The sequence below is a fragment of the Franzmannia qiaohouensis genome, assembly GCF_031451695.1.
Taxonomy (GTDB): domain Bacteria; phylum Pseudomonadota; class Gammaproteobacteria; order Pseudomonadales; family Halomonadaceae; genus Franzmannia; species Franzmannia qiaohouensis.
The window spans coordinates 1-14,375 of sequence record NZ_JARWAM010000018.1 but is presented as its reverse complement, the minus strand read 5'-3'; the positions used below and the strand labels follow the sequence as shown (position 1 = coordinate 14,375).

The window sequence follows — 14,375 nt, the reverse complement described above, 5'->3', positions numbered from 1 at the left end:
AACAGGATGCATCCATGAACACTGCGACAGCACTAAAAGATGAGGCACACACCGACGTGACCTGGCAAACCATCTGCAGCAAGGCCGACCTGGTCGCCTTCTCCGGCGTCGCCGCCTGGCTCGAAACCGCCGAGGGCCCGGCCCAAGTGGCGATCTTCTACCTGCCAGGCCACGCCCAGGAACTCTATGCCATCGACCACCACGACCCCTTCTCCGACGCCAACGTCATCGGCCGCGGCATCGTCGGCGATATCAAGGGCGACGCCGTCGTCGCCTCGCCGATCTACAAGCAGCACTTCCGCCTCGAGGACGGCAGTTGCGTGGAGGACGACAGCGTAACGCTGCGCACCTGGCCGGTGCGCTTCGATGGCGAGAAGGTTGTGATCGAAGCCTGAGGTAGGTCGGTATGAAACAAAAAAGCCGTCAGTGCTCAGCGCATTGGCGGCTTTTAGGGAGTAGCTACAGCAAAGCACAGACGATGGCCTGTTAATTAGTTACCTCAATGTACCATTTAGGCTTGATGCGCCCGAAATCCCGGCGGACATTCGATTTCAATGCCTTTTTGGAGTCCAGCACCACCGCCTCGCCACCTTCTCTGACAAACACGACCCAATGCCAGAATGGTTTGCCCTGCTCCAGGCGCCATTTGATCGCCATGAGGGCCTTGTCTGGCAGACACTCCCACGACTCGAAGGGTGTTTCTGTCGGTGACGCCTCAATACCGAGTTCACGTAGAAGCTTGCGAACGTGGGCTGTCTCCGACCAGAGTGTCGGGTCTACGGCGTAAATTCCCAGAGCGTTTGCCCTACGCTTGGCCTCCGCATAGCTGATGCCCGCAAGGGTAGCGCTAGCCGCAATACCACAACCGCTGATTTCTTCTTGGATGACTGGCTTCATATCCCTACCTACGCGATCTACTCTTCACTGCCTCCCCGCATCTTCCTACAGCTCCAAGGCTCGCCACAAACTGCTTTATTACAAGTATACCGTGCACGCAGGGAGCGAAGCCCATGGATTGATCATGTACCTTTCTCCTGGATTACACCATAGGTACGAAGCGCTGACTGGATCTGTGATGCCTCAGTAGGCTCCGTGGGGAAAACGCGATAGCTAGGCGCAACTATCGGCTCAGCCGTGATAGCGTTTACAATGAATATGCTGTGTATCGGATAGCGATCACCGGCCAGGGTGAGGAGTGGACCTACCCAGTGAGAATACTCGGGTTCCGAGGGCCTTACCTCGACTGCCGTACCAATGACCTTGAAACCCTTTTGCACGAAAATATCAACAAAACTCAAGCATACCTTCTGGTTAACCCTGATGTTCTTTGCTGAGCGTGATGATGCTATGTTTGCAACGACGATGCGCTGATCATCTGCAACAGCAAAGACCTACTTTGGCGATACATTCGGCTGCCCATCTTCATCACTCGTCGCCAGCCAACAGAGCACGCTTCTCTCTATAGATGCACGGACTTCAGTAGTAATTACATATGACACTATACCCTCCCAGGATGACTAACATCGCAATTACACGCCTGGCGCATGAATGGCCTTGCTAGCATCCGCTATCTGATGTTGGCTAAACACTTGAATACCATGCCGTCTTAGCAAAGCAGCGGTGACACCCATGCCGGGAACCCGGTTGCCTGAAAAGCTACCATAGTAGATGAATGAACTGCCGCAGGATGGGCTGGACTCAGCGAGTATCGCCACTTCGACATTGAATCTTTTGCACAATTGCAGAGCAATCGAAGCACCCTCGGTGAAACCGTCGGTAACGATAGTTTCATCCTTTTCAACAACGTAGACTTCACCGTTCAGCACACCACCTCCGACGCCTCGCGTAACATCATGAGCTATTCATCCCTACACTTGTGATCAAGCAAAAACCGATTTAGAGATGGGTATCCGGAATAGCTGGTTGATCTCCCCAAATCAGCAGGTTGGGGCGAGAGGTAAGCTGGGAGACTGGGCCTGGCCCCGCCTCCCCGGCTGACGATGGTGTTATGGGCAGACGGCTAGGCGTATCTCAGCCTCGGCGACCGCGTCTTCGGGCGCGCGTCCGGCGAGCACGGCCAGAATGTTGTCCGCAGCCCGGTGTTCTATGGCGCGTCGGGCACTGTGTACAGCCGAACCCAAATGGGGAGTGAACAGGGTGTTTTCGGCCAGCAACAAAGCGTCCGGAATTTTTCGCAAACGCTCCAGATAAGCCCAATCTTCGCAACTGAACACGTCGGCGGCGTAGCCCCCCAGGCGGCCTTCCGCTAGCACGTCGGCTACCGCCAATTCATCCACCACAGAGCCGCGTCCCACATTGATCAGCAGTTGGCCCGGCTTACAGGCACGCAAGTGCGCGGCATCCAGAAGGTGCCAGGTTTCTTCGGACAACGGCAACAAAGAAAACACAAAGTCCGCTTGCGCCAGCGCGTCCTGAAGCGAGCAATTCACCACCCCCGGTAAGCTGGCGTGAGTGTCCACACCCAGTATTCGGGCGCACCCAAACCCCTGCAAGCGCTCCACCAGGGCGCTGCCCAAACGGCCAAGCCCCAGTACGGCGACGGTGGAATTGTGCAATCCGTAGCCGTAAAAGTGCGGACGCCAACCACGGTAATTGCCTTGCCGGACAAAGGCATCACCTGCGCGCACATGACGGGCGAGACCCAGCGCCAGCGCCACGGCCAGTTCAGCCGTGGGGGCGGTGAGCAGGTCCGGCACAATGCTGAGCCACACCCCGGCTTGGGCGCAGGCCTCGGCATCGTAGTTGTCGTAGCCTTTCAGCGCGCAGGCGATGATTTTTAACCGCGGTGCGTTGGTCAGTAATTCGGTGTCCACTCGGTCCGTCATAAAACCCATGATGGCGGTAGCGTCGGCGGCGCGGCGGCACACTTCAGCGTAGGGCCAGGGTTCCAGATCGGGGTTCATGTCCACCTCGGCTACGGCAGCCAATCGGTGGTATACATCCTCGTGTACCGGGTGGGTGATCAAAATCTTGTCTGTCATAGTTATCGAAGCCTTTTTCGCAAAGCGGCACCTATGCCGTCTACCACAACAACGCAGGCCAGAATTGCCAGCAATATGGCCGATACTTCGGCGTAGTTAATCAGGCGCAGAGCGGCCATTAATTCAAAACCGATACCACCGGCACCGACGATGCCCAACACCGCCGAGGCACGGAAGTGATATTCCCAGCGGTAGATGGTGATGTCCGCCAATTGCGGTAGCACTTGGGGCATTACCGAGTGGGTAATCACCTGCATGCGGCTAGCCCCGGCGGCACTGGCCGCCTCCAGGGGTTTGGGGTCTACATGCTCTATGGCTTCGGCGTAGAACTTGCCCACCATGCCCACCGAGTGCAGCGCCAGAGCCAGCACACCGGGCAATGCGCCAAAACCCACCGCAGCCACGAACAGTATGCCCAATATGATTTCGGGTACGGAGCGCAGCGCCGCCAACAGCGTTCGTGCACTGTGGTACACCCAGGGGTTGGGCGAGGTGTTCGCCGCCGCCAGCAATGCCAGTGGCAGTGACAACAGCACCGCCAGCACCGTGCCCGCAATGGACATGGCTAAAGTATCCAATAGCGGTTTAAGCCAGTGCTGCCAACGGCTAAAGTTGGGTGGCACCATTTCCGAAGCCAGCTGTGCGATGGCCGGGCCGCCCTCAATGAAGCGCGCCGGGTCAAAAAAGCCGGTGATTGCGAGAGCCGCCAGACATACCGCCAAAATCACGGCCACCAAACGTGCCTTGCGCACCGCTTGGGTCCGGGCTTGGCCCAGGAGGTGGTCGTAGGATGGTGTTGCCACCGAGCTCATTACATTTCTCCCAGGTTTATGTTCAGAATGCGGGCGGTATCACGCAGCACGTCATAGGCCGAATCGTCGGTGGCGGCAAAGCCTTCAACCCGAAACGCCACCAGTACTTCGGGGCTCGACATGTTCAAAAACGCATCGCGAATGGACTGCTTCAGCGCCGGAGCCAAGTCGCCCTGCATGACAATGGGATAGTTGGGAATCGGTGCAGTTAGCTCCAGCTCTACCAATTTGCTGGCGTCCACCGTACCGCGAGCCACCAACATATCGTAGATGGGTTTGGACAGAGCGCCGGCCGGAATCTGCCCCGCCTGAACCGCCCGGGCTACCGCATCGTGAGTCCCCAGGTGTACCGGTCGATAGTCTTTATCGCCATCCAGTCCGACTTGGTTGAACAGGTGTGCTCTCGGAACCAAATGACTGGAAGTGGACGCTTGGTCACCATAACCAAAAGACTGACCGCGTACATCCGCCAAAGATTTCACCGGGCCGGCGGCGTTGGCGATGATGACGGAGTGGTAGGTGGGAGTACCGTCTTCAACGCCTACAGCGAACGGCTCCAGACCGGGCGCGAGGGACTTGGCTAACACATAGGACAAGGGGCCAAAGTAAGCCACTTCAATACGGCCGAAACGCATGGCTTCAATCATGGAGGAGTAATCCGTGGTGACCACAATTTCGATGCGTTTGCCCAGGGTTTTTTCCAAATATTGTTTTAGTGGCTGAGCGTTTTGAATCAGAGTGGAGGCGTTTTCATCGGGAAGCAGGGCGACACGCAGGCGCGAAGGGTCTTTCCCTTCGGCAAATGCCGGTGTGCAAACCAGGGTCAATAAGCTTAAGCAGGCAACAAATAGCCAATGCAGTTTCATAATAATCTCCGAGAGTAATTTACAGGGCTGAAGGAAGTGGAGCATCGCGGAATGGCTCATTCCGCAAGGCCTGTTGAGGTTGTTCTTGCGTGGATTTGGCTTTGTCCGGTCGTTGATAAAGTCCATGGGCGGCGGCCTCGGTGAGCGCGCCGGGCAGGCCGTCGAATACCACGGCACCGCTACGCAGACCGACAATGCGGTCGGCAAAACGCCGGGCGAAATTCACTTGGTGCAAACTGACGATAGCGGTCAGTCCATCGCTCTTACAGATGCTGTGAATCAGGGTCAGCAGTTGCTCCGCCGTGGCGGGGTCGAGACTGGCCACAGGTTCGTCGGCCAGCAAAATGGAAGGCTGCTGAATCAGCGCCCGGGCCACACCAACACGCTGCTGTTGCCCGCCGGACAATTGGTCGGCCCGCTGCAGGGCATAGTCCAACAGACCCACACGATCAATGGCCGCCAGCGCCATGCGCTTCTCATCTTTGGACCAGGGCAACAGGGTGCGCCAGCTGTTGTGGTAGCCAATACGCCCAAGCAACACATTGTCCAAAACGGACAGCCGCCCAATCAGGTGATGTTGCTGAAAAATCATGCCCGTTTGGCGGCGGTGGGCTCGCCGTGCTTCGGCCGTAGCGATATCCCCACAAGCCGAAGACAGGACTTTGCCTTGTGAAGGCTTTACGAGCCCGTTCAAACAACGCAGCAACGTGGACTTACCGGCACCGGAAGCGCCCAATAGAACCACAAACTCGCCTTGCGCAAAGGCCAGGGAGTTGGGCTGTAACGCTTGATGACCGTTGCTGTAGGTCACACTCAATTGTTCGGTTTGAAGTTGTGCCGGTTGGCTCGGGGATGCAGTATCCCGGGCGGCGGCCTCGGTGTTGGTGCTCGACATAATCTTGGCTCCTCTCCAGGGGTTGGAGCCGACAGTATGCCGAGCCTTGATGACGTGCCTATTAATTAAATCGACATATTTACCGCTTAGGGTATAGGTGGAGTCTATAGTCTCGCGGAGTGAGTAATGACAAATTCATCCAGCGCCGAACTTCGAGCCTTCGAAGCGGTTGCCCGCTGTGGCAGCCTGTCCGCCGCCGCCCGCTTTTTGGGATTGCGCCAGCCTACGGTTTCCGCCCACTTGAGCCGCCTGGAAACCCGCTACGGTGTGGAGTTATTGCACCGCACGCCGCGCGGTGCCGAGCTGACGGACTTTGGCAAACTGCTGCACGAAACCACCAGCCGCCTTTATCAGACCGAACAGCAAGCCATGTTGCTACTGCTCAGTGCCCGTTGCCAGTATCAGGGCCATTTGAAAGTCGGGGCCATAGGGCCCTACAACGTGACGCCGATGATCAAACGATTCCGCGAGCAGTACCCGCAGGTGCGAGTGTCTGTCTGCATGGGCGATTCGCGCCTGATCACCCGACGCGTCCTGGATCAGGAAGATGATGTGGGTGTGGTGTTGCATCACGTGGATGACCCCAATGTGTGGTGTATGCCGTTCAAGCGGCAACTGTTGGTCGTGTTCGCCGCCGTGGGCCATCCGCTGGCCCGTAAAAGTTCATTGACTCTGCATGACCTGCAGGATCAGGAATTTGTGATGCGCGAAGATGGTTCACGCACGCGCACCGTGTTCGAGCTCGGCCTGGCCGCCGCGGGGGTGAGAGTGCGCACATCCGTGGAGATGGGCAGCCGGGAAGCCGTTCGCGAAGCTGTGGCTCAGGGCTTGGGGTTGGGCGTCGTCGCGCAAACGGCTTTTACGCCCAGTAAGCGATTGGTGGCCTTACCCGTGGCAGGGTTGGAGCTCTATACACACGCGCACGTCATCTGTCTCAAGGACCGGGCAGAAGCCTCATTAATCAGTAAGTTTTTGGCCGTGGCGGAGGCGTCACGAGTTGGAGGGTGAAGGTGCCCCATCAACCATTAAATCCGTATACCCTTAGAGATCAGCTCCTTCAGGTTGTGATTATTTCACATCACTCATTCGCTGACCCTGGCGAGCTATATCTATCGCGCGCTCCACCGCCGACAATGCTTGAGGACTATTCTACCAGCAGGTGGTCCCAAGCATCGAGGCCACCATTTCTGCTATTTCGCTTGGCTCATGGTTTGCCAGCTCAGAGAATGAATCTATACCTATTTCCTCAAAGCGCTTAACAACCGTAGGCCCAACGCCTTTTAACGCCAGCAGAGCGGTTCTTTCTGATTCAGTGATGCCATATTAAGGATCCAAAGGTCAAATAACGAAAAGCTCATCAGAGCTCCGCCTCATGTATAACGCTCGTCATCACCGATGACAAACCGGCGCGGGGTAGAGATTTTGTCATCCGGTGCCTGGCCTGATTGCGCACTCTTTCGGATGGCACGGATATCTTCGATATCTACCGGCCGTGAAAGCGCAGCCTTATATCGGATTAGGTCTTCCCGCAGCATAAGCGGAAGCTCTAGGCCCAGCACATTCACGCTCACATAGTGAGAAAAATCCATGTTAAGCGGAACCCAAGTCTCTTTACTTGCATCGAAAATTCGTGGGCCTTCAGCACTCCCCACCTCTACCTTTATCCCTTTATACTTAAACTGAACGTAGGTCAGATCCCAGCCTTCCTCTTGGCGGTGAGCCCCAGCTTTGGATACAAATTCCTGACCGGCCTGAACCACTGACAAAAATGCTCACCAGGGACGAAAAGGTCGATGCCATGCAGCTCACGCTCAGAGCCATACCCCTTTGCCGCGAGTCCTCCACAGATCAGAAAGGGGATATTCCTATCTCTCAGTAAACCCACAATCCATTGGGCTGCTAAATTATGCACGCTTCCTCCTATGCTCATAACGCCTGGCTCACAAGAGAACCTGGAGCGCAGCAAATAACTTTCCTGTGAAGCTAATCTTTTAGAAGCAAGTAGCTACAGTTTTTTTTGCAACCAAGTGGCGCTAATGAACCTTCCATCTTTGACACCGTACTCGTCAAATGTGCCCACCTCTGTGAAGCCAAACTTATGATGAAATGCAAGCGAGGCGACATTAGGCAAAGCTATTCCTGCAACTGCCCTGTGAAGATCGAACGACTCCAGTGATTTAAACAACGTATCATACAGACTTGTTCCAACACCTGCCGACGTTGACTTAGGTGAAATATAGACACTTACTTCAACTGTCTTATTGTATGCAGGTTCAGGCCTATATTTTTGCGAACAACAAAAACCTAACACTTCACCATTACTTACTGCTACTAACATTTGATACGGCGTTTGTTGATTGAATGTATATAACCATGATTTCCTATCGCTCAATGATACAGGCACCGACTCAAAATAGCGTGCGTCACTATGAAGTATATAATGATTAAGTATTTCTGTTATTTCACTAAAATTATCTTCGATCACATGACGAACATTCATGCGAGCTCCTCGGATTTATAATTAACCTCTAACCCGGATTTCTCACAGGGCATAAAAGAAAGCGGATGAAAGTGTTAAAGCTTCAGGACCGTACACAAAAAACCAACACCAACATCAACAGCCACTTCCAAAATGTTACCTGAAAAACTGACCTTCTCGCCACCCTCACGCCGCCAAATTGAAGCCGACTTCTCCGGGGCCACATCACGACGGACGCCGGATTGCTCCTGCTTCGTGAAGTCGATAAACAGCGTCGCCTGACATGACACGCCGCTTGGCCAGCGTGCTCATGCCCCCCGCGCACCAGAACAGGTTCATCGTAAGCTCGACACTCTGGTTCGTCAGCGAGTGTTCGGTATCGAAGACCTGGAGTAGACGCTCAAGCGATACGGGTGGCTATACAATCACCATATCTCGCAGAAAGCCCTGCATCATCAATCGCCGATCACGGCGATGAAGGAATGGCAGGAAAAGCGGCCAGAGTTATTTACCAAACGAGTGGTCAATCACATGGGACCCGACAGCTATCCGCCAAACAGGAGATTACCTGAGGTCAAGAACGGTGATTGGCGCCGCCCCCAGTTCGACCACTTCTTCATAGTAACGTAACTCAGACACGCCATTGGAGAAGTACCACTCTCCTCTTGAGGAATACTCCTGCTCTGGCTCAGCTTCGAGCGTTTCTTCAAAGTACCAGCTCACATCTTCAATAATACGACCTTCAGCCTCATCTACTTTTGCGTCCATTAAACCCGGCCGAGTTACATAGCCCTTCAACGTGCCTCGATCCTCAGACCCGTAATCCAATGATGGATTCGCAAAGCTAACATGTGAAAAACGCTTACCATCGCTGAGGAAATACACATGAAGCAACCTTTCATGACCTCCTACATCTGACAAACTGCACTCCACACGGATGAGTCTCTGTGGGTCATAAGCATATTCTCTCGATGGAAAATTGTACTCTTCAACAACAGGTGCAGCTTTGTTAGCATAATATTCTGGGCATTGTTTTTCATCAAAAATAGCTTCAAAAAGCGCTATTATATCAGTCTCAACATCTTGAGCATAAGCAGGTAAAGTGAGAGCAGTGAAGGTTATACATAGAATAGCTAGTCGCACGCTTTTTCTCCTTATCAGATCCTAGCCAGGATTTCTCACTGGGCATAAAAGAAAGCGTATGAAAGTGTTAAAGCTTCAGGACCGTACACAAAAAACCAACACCAACAGCCGCTTCCAAAATGTTACCTGAAAAACTGACCTTCTCGCCACCCTCACGCCGCCAAATTGAAGCCGACTTCTCCGGGGCCACATTACGACGGACGCCGGATTGCTCCTGCTTCGTGAAGTCGATAAACAGCGTCGCCTGACACGCCGCTTGGCCAGCGTGCTCATGCCCCCCGCGCACCAGAACAGGTTCATCATAAGCTCGACACTCTGGTTCGTCAGCGAGTGTTCGGTATCGAAGACCTGGAGTAGACGCTCAAGCGATACGGGTGGCTATACAATCACCATATCCCGCAGAAAGCCCTGCATCATCAATCGCCGATCGCAGCGATATCAAGGGCGTCGTCGCCTCGCCGATCTACAAGCAGCACTTCCGCCTCGAGGACGGCAGTTGCGTGGAGGACGACAGCGTATCCCTGCGCACCTGGCCGGTGCGCTTCGATGGCGAGAAGGTTGTGATCGAAGCCTGAGGTAGGTCGGTATGAAAAAAAAAGCCGCCAGTGCTCAGAGCATTGGCGGCTTTTAAGGAGTAGCTACAACAAAGCACAGACGATGGCCTGTTAATTAGTTACCTCAATGTACCATTTGGGCTTGATACGTCCGAAATCCCGGCGGACATTCGATTTCAATGCCTTTTTGGAGTCCAGCACCACCACCTCGCCACCTTCTCTGAAAAACACGACCCAATACCAGAATGGTTTGCCCTGCTCCAGGCGCCATTTGATCGCCATGAGGGCCTTGTCTGGCAGACACTCACACGACTCGAAGGGTGTTTCTGTCGGTGACGCCTCAATACCGAGTTCACGTAGAAGCTTGTGAACGTGGGCTGTCTCCGACCAGAGTGTCGGGTCTGCGGCGTAAATTCCCAGAGCGTTTGCCTTACGCTTGGCTTCTGCATAGCTAATGCCCGCTAGAGTAGCACTTGCCGCAATACCACAACCGCTGACTTCTTCCTGGATGACTGGTTCCATGTCTCTACCGATTAACGCTTGCAGCATGCGCGCCTACGGAATGGAGCCGAAGGCGCAATGTAGTAGGCGTCGCTGTGCCTGCATTTGTTAGCTGGTGCGCTCACTTGATAGCTGGGTAACTGTCATGCGGCAAGAAGTACTTCTCCACAAGATCAGTGTGCATCTTGTGTATCCCGTTTTCTGGGTCCAGCGTTTCTTTCGTAATTTCTTCAACTGTTACATCGCTTTTGTTTTTCATTCCAGTCGAGCAAAGCACATGTATAGTTCTAGGGTCCATATGGTGGCTAATAATGCACATGTTATTGATGCCACCAAAATCGGGCTGTTTTGCCTTTAGCTCTAGTACATTTTCGTAAAACTTATGGTGTTCAGGATTGCTTCTTCCACGTTCCAGGCATACTTCGTATAGATGCATATTCATTATCCCTACTTTTGGCGATACATTTTCCGATCCGTTGCATAGCTAACGCCACCATAAACGGCGATATAGCGAAGCGTCTTTTGGCATAAAATGGCGGAGCCATGCGCAAAAGACGCGGAGTCTATAGCGTCCGTTTTCATGGTTTGGTTATGCGCGGCCTTTGAATTTATCTTCCGTCATTCCTATTATGTTTTCACTCTCCCCAAGCCCCCAGAGAAGCGAAATAGCCTTCTGAAACGCGTCCGTAAGGTCTGAACTTCTACCACAACGCAGATCATTAATGTACTGCTCAAAGTGGCGCATTATGCCCTCATGCATTCGTTGTGGATTAACCACAATGGATGCAGCGGGGGCGCGTAGGTTCAGGGAGCCGTCAGGATCCTTTGGGTAAGTAACGTAGAATGCGTGCGCGCCCTCTCGGCTGAAATTCACCCGATGCGTTAACATACCGGTATGCGCAAGGCCGCACCGGATGTGCTTATAGATTTCTTTTGCCGCGGTCTCGATTCCTTCTGTACTGGCATTGAAGCACCGCGAGAAGCCGTTCACAAAAAATTGTTTGGACTTCCCTTCGCTATTTTCTCCTGTCATATAGATGGCAATAGCTTCGAAGTACGAGGTCTCTAAAGTCATAGCTGCCGCGTCGCCACCCGCATTTTTCAGTAGCATTTCGGCAGGCCCGAATACATACCCTCGCCAAGAATCCTCAAACACATCAATGAGGTCTGTAAGGCTCGGACTTTCGAGCTTCGAGTGGTCATAATGTGGGCTTACTAGATGCTCCATCACTGCTCCGTACTCAGCGCATAACACCTAGCTCAACGGCGCATCGTCAGATGCGTCCGTTTGCAGCTTTTTGTTAGGTGTTGATAGTTTGCTAAGCTTGCATAATAAATTTGGCCTGCCAGAAATACCCCTGGCACCTTCACTAACTAATAAATATTTCTCAGTTTTTCCTTGGAAACACTTAATCAGTTGCCGCAAGGTTTCTCCGAAGCAATTAACGAGAACTTCTAACTCTTTTTCACGGGTATCGAGGAAAGTATCAAGATAATCTGATGTTACTACGTCAATGACCGTATTCAATTGCCGCCTTTCATTTCCTTTCCAGCGCAATCGAGCATGATTAATACTATTCAATTGTAATTCGTCGCTTTCAGGAGCGTATGTAGCTTCATAAAGACCTCCATCAATCACAATTACTGGAAGAGTGATGACTGCCAGCATATGATCTTCTGGCTCAAATTCGTACTCGTCATAAAACCTAGTAATATTTAGGCAGTTGGATACAACCCCCTGAACAGCTTGGTAAAAAAGGTCATTACCTTTTGAAAAGGCTTGTCTCCCTGAAAAAGAAAACCCCTCTCCCTTAAACATGCCCAACTCTTTAAATTCCTCATTGCCAGCGGCGGCCCAAGCGACCGCTTGGCCAGCCGATGAAGAGATAAGCTGAGCTGCCAAAGCGGAAGTGGCAAAACGTTTTTCGTCTTTAAATAACACCCAAGGTTTGTCTTTACTCCATTTGCATTCAACTACATGCTTAATTCGGAGAAAAGAGCGGCCGATTGGAACATTGGCAGTTGCTAGAACATCAACCTCTCGGGCTTTGCCATTTTCATCTTTTGCAAAATAACTCTGCTCAACGGAGAACCTTCTTTTCTTAAACTTGTGGGCAGTTGAAAATTCTAATGGGCACCCTTCTTTCTCTACCCACCGTTTTACTTTCTCGTCCAAACTGATCTCCATGGAACACCTAATGCCTTGGCTTTGCGGCGCACCAAAGCGCCAGCGGAGATGCGTCCGACAACAGCCACTTGTTAGGGGATTCAAACGAGTTGCTTGAATTCCCAAAGGTGACCGTACACGTCCGCAATTTCACGTGCGTACTCCTCAGGAAACCCCTCTTTACGGAGCAAGCGAGTCATATCTTCTTCAGCAAGTGGCTTTCGCATACGGCTGTTTCGCACAAATTCATAAAATCGTTTCCAATCTAAAGGGTGCAAAGCGGTTTTATTTGCCAGATTCGTAAAGCGCTTAAACAACTTGTGGCTTTGAGGTGGCAGCTTAGGTTCAAGCTTCTCTTTGGCTGGGACCGTCAAGCGATGACGCGTGCCTGCGATCCGATTATATTCGGAGAGCAGAGGGCCAATTAGGGCCTTCGCCTCTTTAACATATGTTTCATAGGTGGGAGGGTCCTGGGGGCTCCAGCGCTCAGCCCTGATTTCAAAAGCTATTTTTTTGAGTCAGGCTGAATGATTAATTGGCCACCCAGTCCCTTGTGTTGCTTGGACTTCTTGAGCCTAAAATTGGCTACGCTGAATCCATCGATGCCCATAGCATCATGCTCGATTTCGACATCAAACCTTTCAGACTTGTCAGCAATAGCGGCTATTTTCTCCAGAAAATGGGCCAACGGTCCGCTCACATTTATGTGAATTGGAGGCAGATAATCGCGCATGAAACCCTTCTCCTAACGCCTTCCTTCAGCCGCCCGCTTGGAGCGAATGACCGAAGGGAAGTAGCGGAAAGTGGGGGAACTCCAGGGTCGGATGCAAGGCATTGTTAGAGGTCAATCTTCGTAGATTTCAACAGATCTGACCTAACTTCTCTGGTGGTTTTTGAGTGACCAATCCACTTGCCTTTCAAAGCATTAGAATCAACGATCTCCAGTTGGTAGGTGCCAAAGTACCCAAGCGGATCTTTGGACGCATACCAATCACCAACCACATATCCGCACTTAATCCTGCCAAAGAACGAATACTTTATTCCGGCAAAAAAGAACTCGCTGTAGCAATAGCTTCCTAGCTGCCAGGTATCGCTTTGGCCGTGCCGTGTTGTGACTTCCGAAAACCCTGTGCTTCCACCTGGCTCCCAAGTTGTTTCCCACTTTCCCTTCAAGGAGGGTGGCTTTGCTCTAAATATGTTCCTAACTGGCAACCAGCCGAGATAGCGAACCAGTTTTGGAGCGATATGGAAATCTAGCAATGTTTTCAATATAAGAGCAACGGCGAATGTTGCCCCTCCGGTAGCTATGGCGCCCCAATTAAGTTCAGGCATTGGCTTTGGGTTCCTTCATAAGCTGGCCTTGACCTCTAACAGGTATTTGACGGTGTGTTCTATGATTGGGAAACGTGCCGGCACGTTCTTCCGACAAATGTAGCCCACTAACATCTCCTAACACACTGATTCTAATGCTAACTAATTAAAATTAGTCTTGCTATGCAGGATTTGCGTGCTTGCGCGTTTATTCCGCACCAACAATTCTGTACATAAACACAGCAACCTAGTGAGGAGATTCTGATGGCTACGCCCGGCAAGCCTCCAAAGCTGATGCCATGCGTGAAGAACACCATGCGGGTGAAGCGCTATAGTCCGCGTACCGAGAAGACGTACTGCTACTGGATTCGCTATTTCATCCGTTTCCACGGCATTCAACCCCCCGCCAGCATGGGTGCTTCCGAGGTGCATGCTTTCTTGGAACACTTGGCAGTGGAGCGCCATGTGGCGGCGGCCACTCAGAATCAGGCGCTTAACGCCCTCGTGTTCCTGTATCGCCATGTCCTCGAGCAACCACTGGGGGATATCGGTAAATTCTGGGTATCCGGATTAAATGGTTGAGGGGGCACCTACGCCCCGCCCAGACCTTAATCCTCCCAGAAGGTTGATAGATCGACGCCGAAG

The 14,375-nt window shown here is 52.6% G+C and carries 19 protein-coding genes and 4 pseudogenes; 7 read left to right on the top strand and 16 right to left on the bottom strand.

Annotation, left to right across the window (positions count from 1 at the left end; genetic code table 11):
- Nucleotides 1–14 precede the first annotated feature (14 nt).
- Complete coding sequence (nirD, locus tag QC821_RS19285; protein ID WP_309724771.1) at nt 15–395, top strand: nitrite reductase small subunit NirD; 381 nt, start codon at nt 15–17, stop codon at nt 393–395.
- A gap of 91 nt (nt 396–486) precedes the next feature.
- Here nirD and QC821_RS19280 read toward each other — a convergent pair whose 3' ends face one another.
- The 7 genes and pseudogenes from QC821_RS19280 to phnC form a co-directional block, all read right to left on the bottom strand.
- Nucleotides 487–897: a hypothetical protein gene (locus QC821_RS19280; RefSeq protein WP_309724769.1), complete on the bottom strand. Its 411-nt coding sequence runs from the start codon at nt 895–897 to the stop codon at nt 487–489.
- A gap of 122 nt (nt 898–1,019) precedes the next feature.
- A pseudogene (locus tag QC821_RS19275) lies at nt 1,020–1,499 on the bottom strand (pyridoxamine 5'-phosphate oxidase family protein).
- Nucleotides 1,500–1,529: 30 nt separating this feature from the next.
- On the bottom strand, nt 1,530–1,826 hold the full coding sequence (locus QC821_RS19270) for a 2-thiouracil desulfurase family protein (RefSeq protein WP_309724767.1): 297 nt from the start codon (nt 1,824–1,826) through the stop codon (nt 1,530–1,532).
- 180 nt (nt 1,827–2,006) lie between these two features.
- On the bottom strand, nt 2,007–3,002 hold the full coding sequence (locus QC821_RS19265) for an NAD(P)-dependent oxidoreductase (protein ID WP_086511882.1): 996 nt from the start codon (nt 3,000–3,002) through the stop codon (nt 2,007–2,009).
- Nucleotides 3,003–3,004: 2 nt separating this feature from the next.
- Nucleotides 3,005–3,814 (bottom strand): phosphonate ABC transporter, permease protein PhnE, encoded by an 810-nt coding sequence (gene phnE, locus QC821_RS19260; RefSeq protein ID WP_086511883.1) that lies wholly within the window; start codon nt 3,812–3,814, stop codon nt 3,005–3,007.
- Entirely contained in the window at nt 3,814–4,680 is an 867-nt protein-coding gene (phnD, locus tag QC821_RS19255; RefSeq protein WP_309724765.1) for a phosphate/phosphite/phosphonate ABC transporter substrate-binding protein, read from the bottom strand. Before phnD ends, phnE begins: the two co-directional genes overlap by 1 nt.
- Nucleotides 4,681–4,699: 19 nt before the next feature.
- Nucleotides 4,700–5,575, bottom strand: coding sequence for a phosphonate ABC transporter ATP-binding protein (gene phnC / locus QC821_RS19250; RefSeq protein ID WP_086511884.1), 876 nt, complete (start codon nt 5,573–5,575; stop codon nt 4,700–4,702).
- Between the two features lie 126 nt (nt 5,576–5,701).
- Here phnC and QC821_RS19245 point away from each other — a divergent pair, with 126 nt between their 5' ends.
- A complete protein-coding gene (locus QC821_RS19245) occupies nt 5,702–6,583 on the top strand; it encodes a LysR substrate-binding domain-containing protein (RefSeq protein WP_086511885.1) in 882 nt (293 codons plus the stop codon).
- A gap of 362 nt (nt 6,584–6,945) precedes the next feature.
- On the opposite strand, the gene QC821_RS19240 is transcribed toward QC821_RS19245, so the two are convergent.
- Both QC821_RS19240 and QC821_RS19235 read right to left on the bottom strand, forming a co-directional pair.
- The gene (locus QC821_RS19240; protein ID WP_309724761.1) at nt 6,946–7,341 is read right to left on the bottom strand and encodes a hypothetical protein; all 396 of its coding nucleotides are present in this window, start codon (nt 7,339–7,341) and stop codon (nt 6,946–6,948) included.
- A gap of 239 nt (nt 7,342–7,580) precedes the next feature.
- A complete protein-coding gene (locus tag QC821_RS19235) occupies nt 7,581–8,075 on the bottom strand; it encodes a GNAT family N-acetyltransferase (RefSeq protein WP_309724759.1) in 495 nt (164 codons plus the stop codon).
- 132 nt (nt 8,076–8,207) lie between these two features.
- Here QC821_RS19235 and QC821_RS19230 point away from each other — a divergent pair.
- Both QC821_RS19230 and QC821_RS19225 read left to right on the top strand, forming a co-directional pair.
- Nucleotides 8,208–8,435 (top strand): annotated as a pseudogene (locus QC821_RS19230) (transposase); the annotation flags it as partial.
- Nucleotides 8,430–8,600: pseudogene (locus QC821_RS19225) on the top strand (IS481 family transposase); the annotation flags it as partial. The pseudogenes QC821_RS19230 and QC821_RS19225, both read left to right, overlap by 6 nt.
- A gap of 18 nt (nt 8,601–8,618) precedes the next feature.
- Here the strand turns inward: QC821_RS19225 and QC821_RS19220 are convergent.
- Nucleotides 8,619–9,197: a hypothetical protein gene (locus QC821_RS19220; protein ID WP_309724757.1), complete on the bottom strand. Its 579-nt coding sequence runs from the start codon at nt 9,195–9,197 to the stop codon at nt 8,619–8,621.
- Between the two features lie 119 nt (nt 9,198–9,316).
- Between QC821_RS19220 and QC821_RS19215 the strand changes: the two are divergent.
- Nucleotides 9,317–9,539 (top strand): annotated as a pseudogene (locus tag QC821_RS19215) (transposase); the annotation flags it as partial.
- A 32-nt stretch (nt 9,540–9,571) separates the two neighbouring features.
- On the top strand, nt 9,572–9,772 hold the full coding sequence (locus QC821_RS19210) for a nitrite reductase (NAD(P)H) small subunit (RefSeq protein ID WP_422720130.1): 201 nt from the start codon (nt 9,572–9,574) through the stop codon (nt 9,770–9,772).
- A 90-nt stretch (nt 9,773–9,862) separates the two neighbouring features.
- Here the strand turns inward: QC821_RS19210 and QC821_RS19205 are convergent, their stop codons facing one another.
- The 6 genes from QC821_RS19205 to QC821_RS19180 all read right to left on the bottom strand — a co-directional run bounded on the left by QC821_RS19205 (nt 9,863) and on the right by QC821_RS19180 (nt 13,751).
- A complete protein-coding gene (locus QC821_RS19205) occupies nt 9,863–10,273 on the bottom strand; it encodes a hypothetical protein (protein ID WP_309724756.1) in 411 nt (136 codons plus the stop codon).
- 100 nt (nt 10,274–10,373) lie between these two features.
- Entirely contained in the window at nt 10,374–10,688 is a 315-nt protein-coding gene (locus tag QC821_RS19200) for a hypothetical protein (protein WP_309724754.1), read from the bottom strand.
- Between the two features lie 153 nt (nt 10,689–10,841).
- Nucleotides 10,842–11,480, bottom strand: coding sequence for a hypothetical protein (locus QC821_RS19195; protein ID WP_309724752.1), 639 nt, complete (start codon nt 11,478–11,480; stop codon nt 10,842–10,844).
- A gap of 27 nt (nt 11,481–11,507) precedes the next feature.
- The gene (locus QC821_RS19190; RefSeq protein WP_309724749.1) at nt 11,508–12,428 is read right to left on the bottom strand and encodes a hypothetical protein; all 921 of its coding nucleotides are present in this window, start codon (nt 12,426–12,428) and stop codon (nt 11,508–11,510) included.
- A gap of 496 nt (nt 12,429–12,924) precedes the next feature.
- A complete protein-coding gene (locus tag QC821_RS19185; RefSeq protein WP_309724747.1) occupies nt 12,925–13,152 on the bottom strand; it encodes a hypothetical protein in 228 nt (75 codons plus the stop codon).
- A gap of 104 nt (nt 13,153–13,256) precedes the next feature.
- Entirely contained in the window at nt 13,257–13,751 is a 495-nt protein-coding gene (locus tag QC821_RS19180; RefSeq protein WP_309724746.1) for a hypothetical protein, read from the bottom strand.
- A 243-nt stretch (nt 13,752–13,994) separates the two neighbouring features.
- On the opposite strand from QC821_RS19180, the gene QC821_RS19175 reads away from it, so the two are divergent.
- Complete coding sequence (locus tag QC821_RS19175) at nt 13,995–14,312, top strand: site-specific integrase (RefSeq protein ID WP_309724744.1); 318 nt, start codon at nt 13,995–13,997, stop codon at nt 14,310–14,312.
- Nucleotides 14,313–14,375: the final 63 nt, after the last annotated feature.

Coding starts and splice junctions, on each gene's coding strand:
- nirD (WP_309724771.1), top strand. CDS start 15: ATGAACACTGCGACAGCACTAAAAGATGAGGCACACACCGACGTGACC.
- QC821_RS19280 (WP_309724769.1), bottom strand. CDS start 897: ATGAAGCCAGTCATCCAAGAAGAAATCAGCGGTTGTGGTATTGCGGCT.
- QC821_RS19265 (WP_086511882.1), bottom strand. CDS start 3,002: ATGACAGACAAGATTTTGATCACCCACCCGGTACACGAGGATGTATAC.
- phnE (WP_086511883.1), bottom strand. CDS start 3,814: ATGAGCTCGGTGGCAACACCATCCTACGACCACCTCCTGGGCCAAGCC.
- phnD (WP_309724765.1), bottom strand. CDS start 4,680: ATGAAACTGCATTGGCTATTTGTTGCCTGCTTAAGCTTATTGACCCTG.
- phnC (WP_086511884.1), bottom strand. CDS start 5,575: ATGTCGAGCACCAACACCGAGGCCGCCGCCCGGGATACTGCATCCCCG.
- QC821_RS19245 (WP_086511885.1), top strand. CDS start 5,702: ATGACAAATTCATCCAGCGCCGAACTTCGAGCCTTCGAAGCGGTTGCC.
- QC821_RS19235 (WP_309724759.1), bottom strand. CDS start 8,075: ATGAATGTTCGTCATGTGATCGAAGATAATTTTAGTGAAATAACAGAA.
- QC821_RS19205 (WP_309724756.1), bottom strand. CDS start 10,273: ATGGAACCAGTCATCCAGGAAGAAGTCAGCGGTTGTGGTATTGCGGCA.
- QC821_RS19200 (WP_309724754.1), bottom strand. CDS start 10,688: ATGCATCTATACGAAGTATGCCTGGAACGTGGAAGAAGCAATCCTGAA.
- QC821_RS19195 (WP_309724752.1), bottom strand. CDS start 11,480: ATGGAGCATCTAGTAAGCCCACATTATGACCACTCGAAGCTCGAAAGT.
- QC821_RS19185 (WP_309724747.1), bottom strand. CDS start 13,152: ATGCGCGATTATCTGCCTCCAATTCACATAAATGTGAGCGGACCGTTG.
- QC821_RS19180 (WP_309724746.1), bottom strand. CDS start 13,751: ATGCCTGAACTTAATTGGGGCGCCATAGCTACCGGAGGGGCAACATTC.
- QC821_RS19175 (WP_309724744.1), top strand. CDS start 13,995: ATGGCTACGCCCGGCAAGCCTCCAAAGCTGATGCCATGCGTGAAGAAC.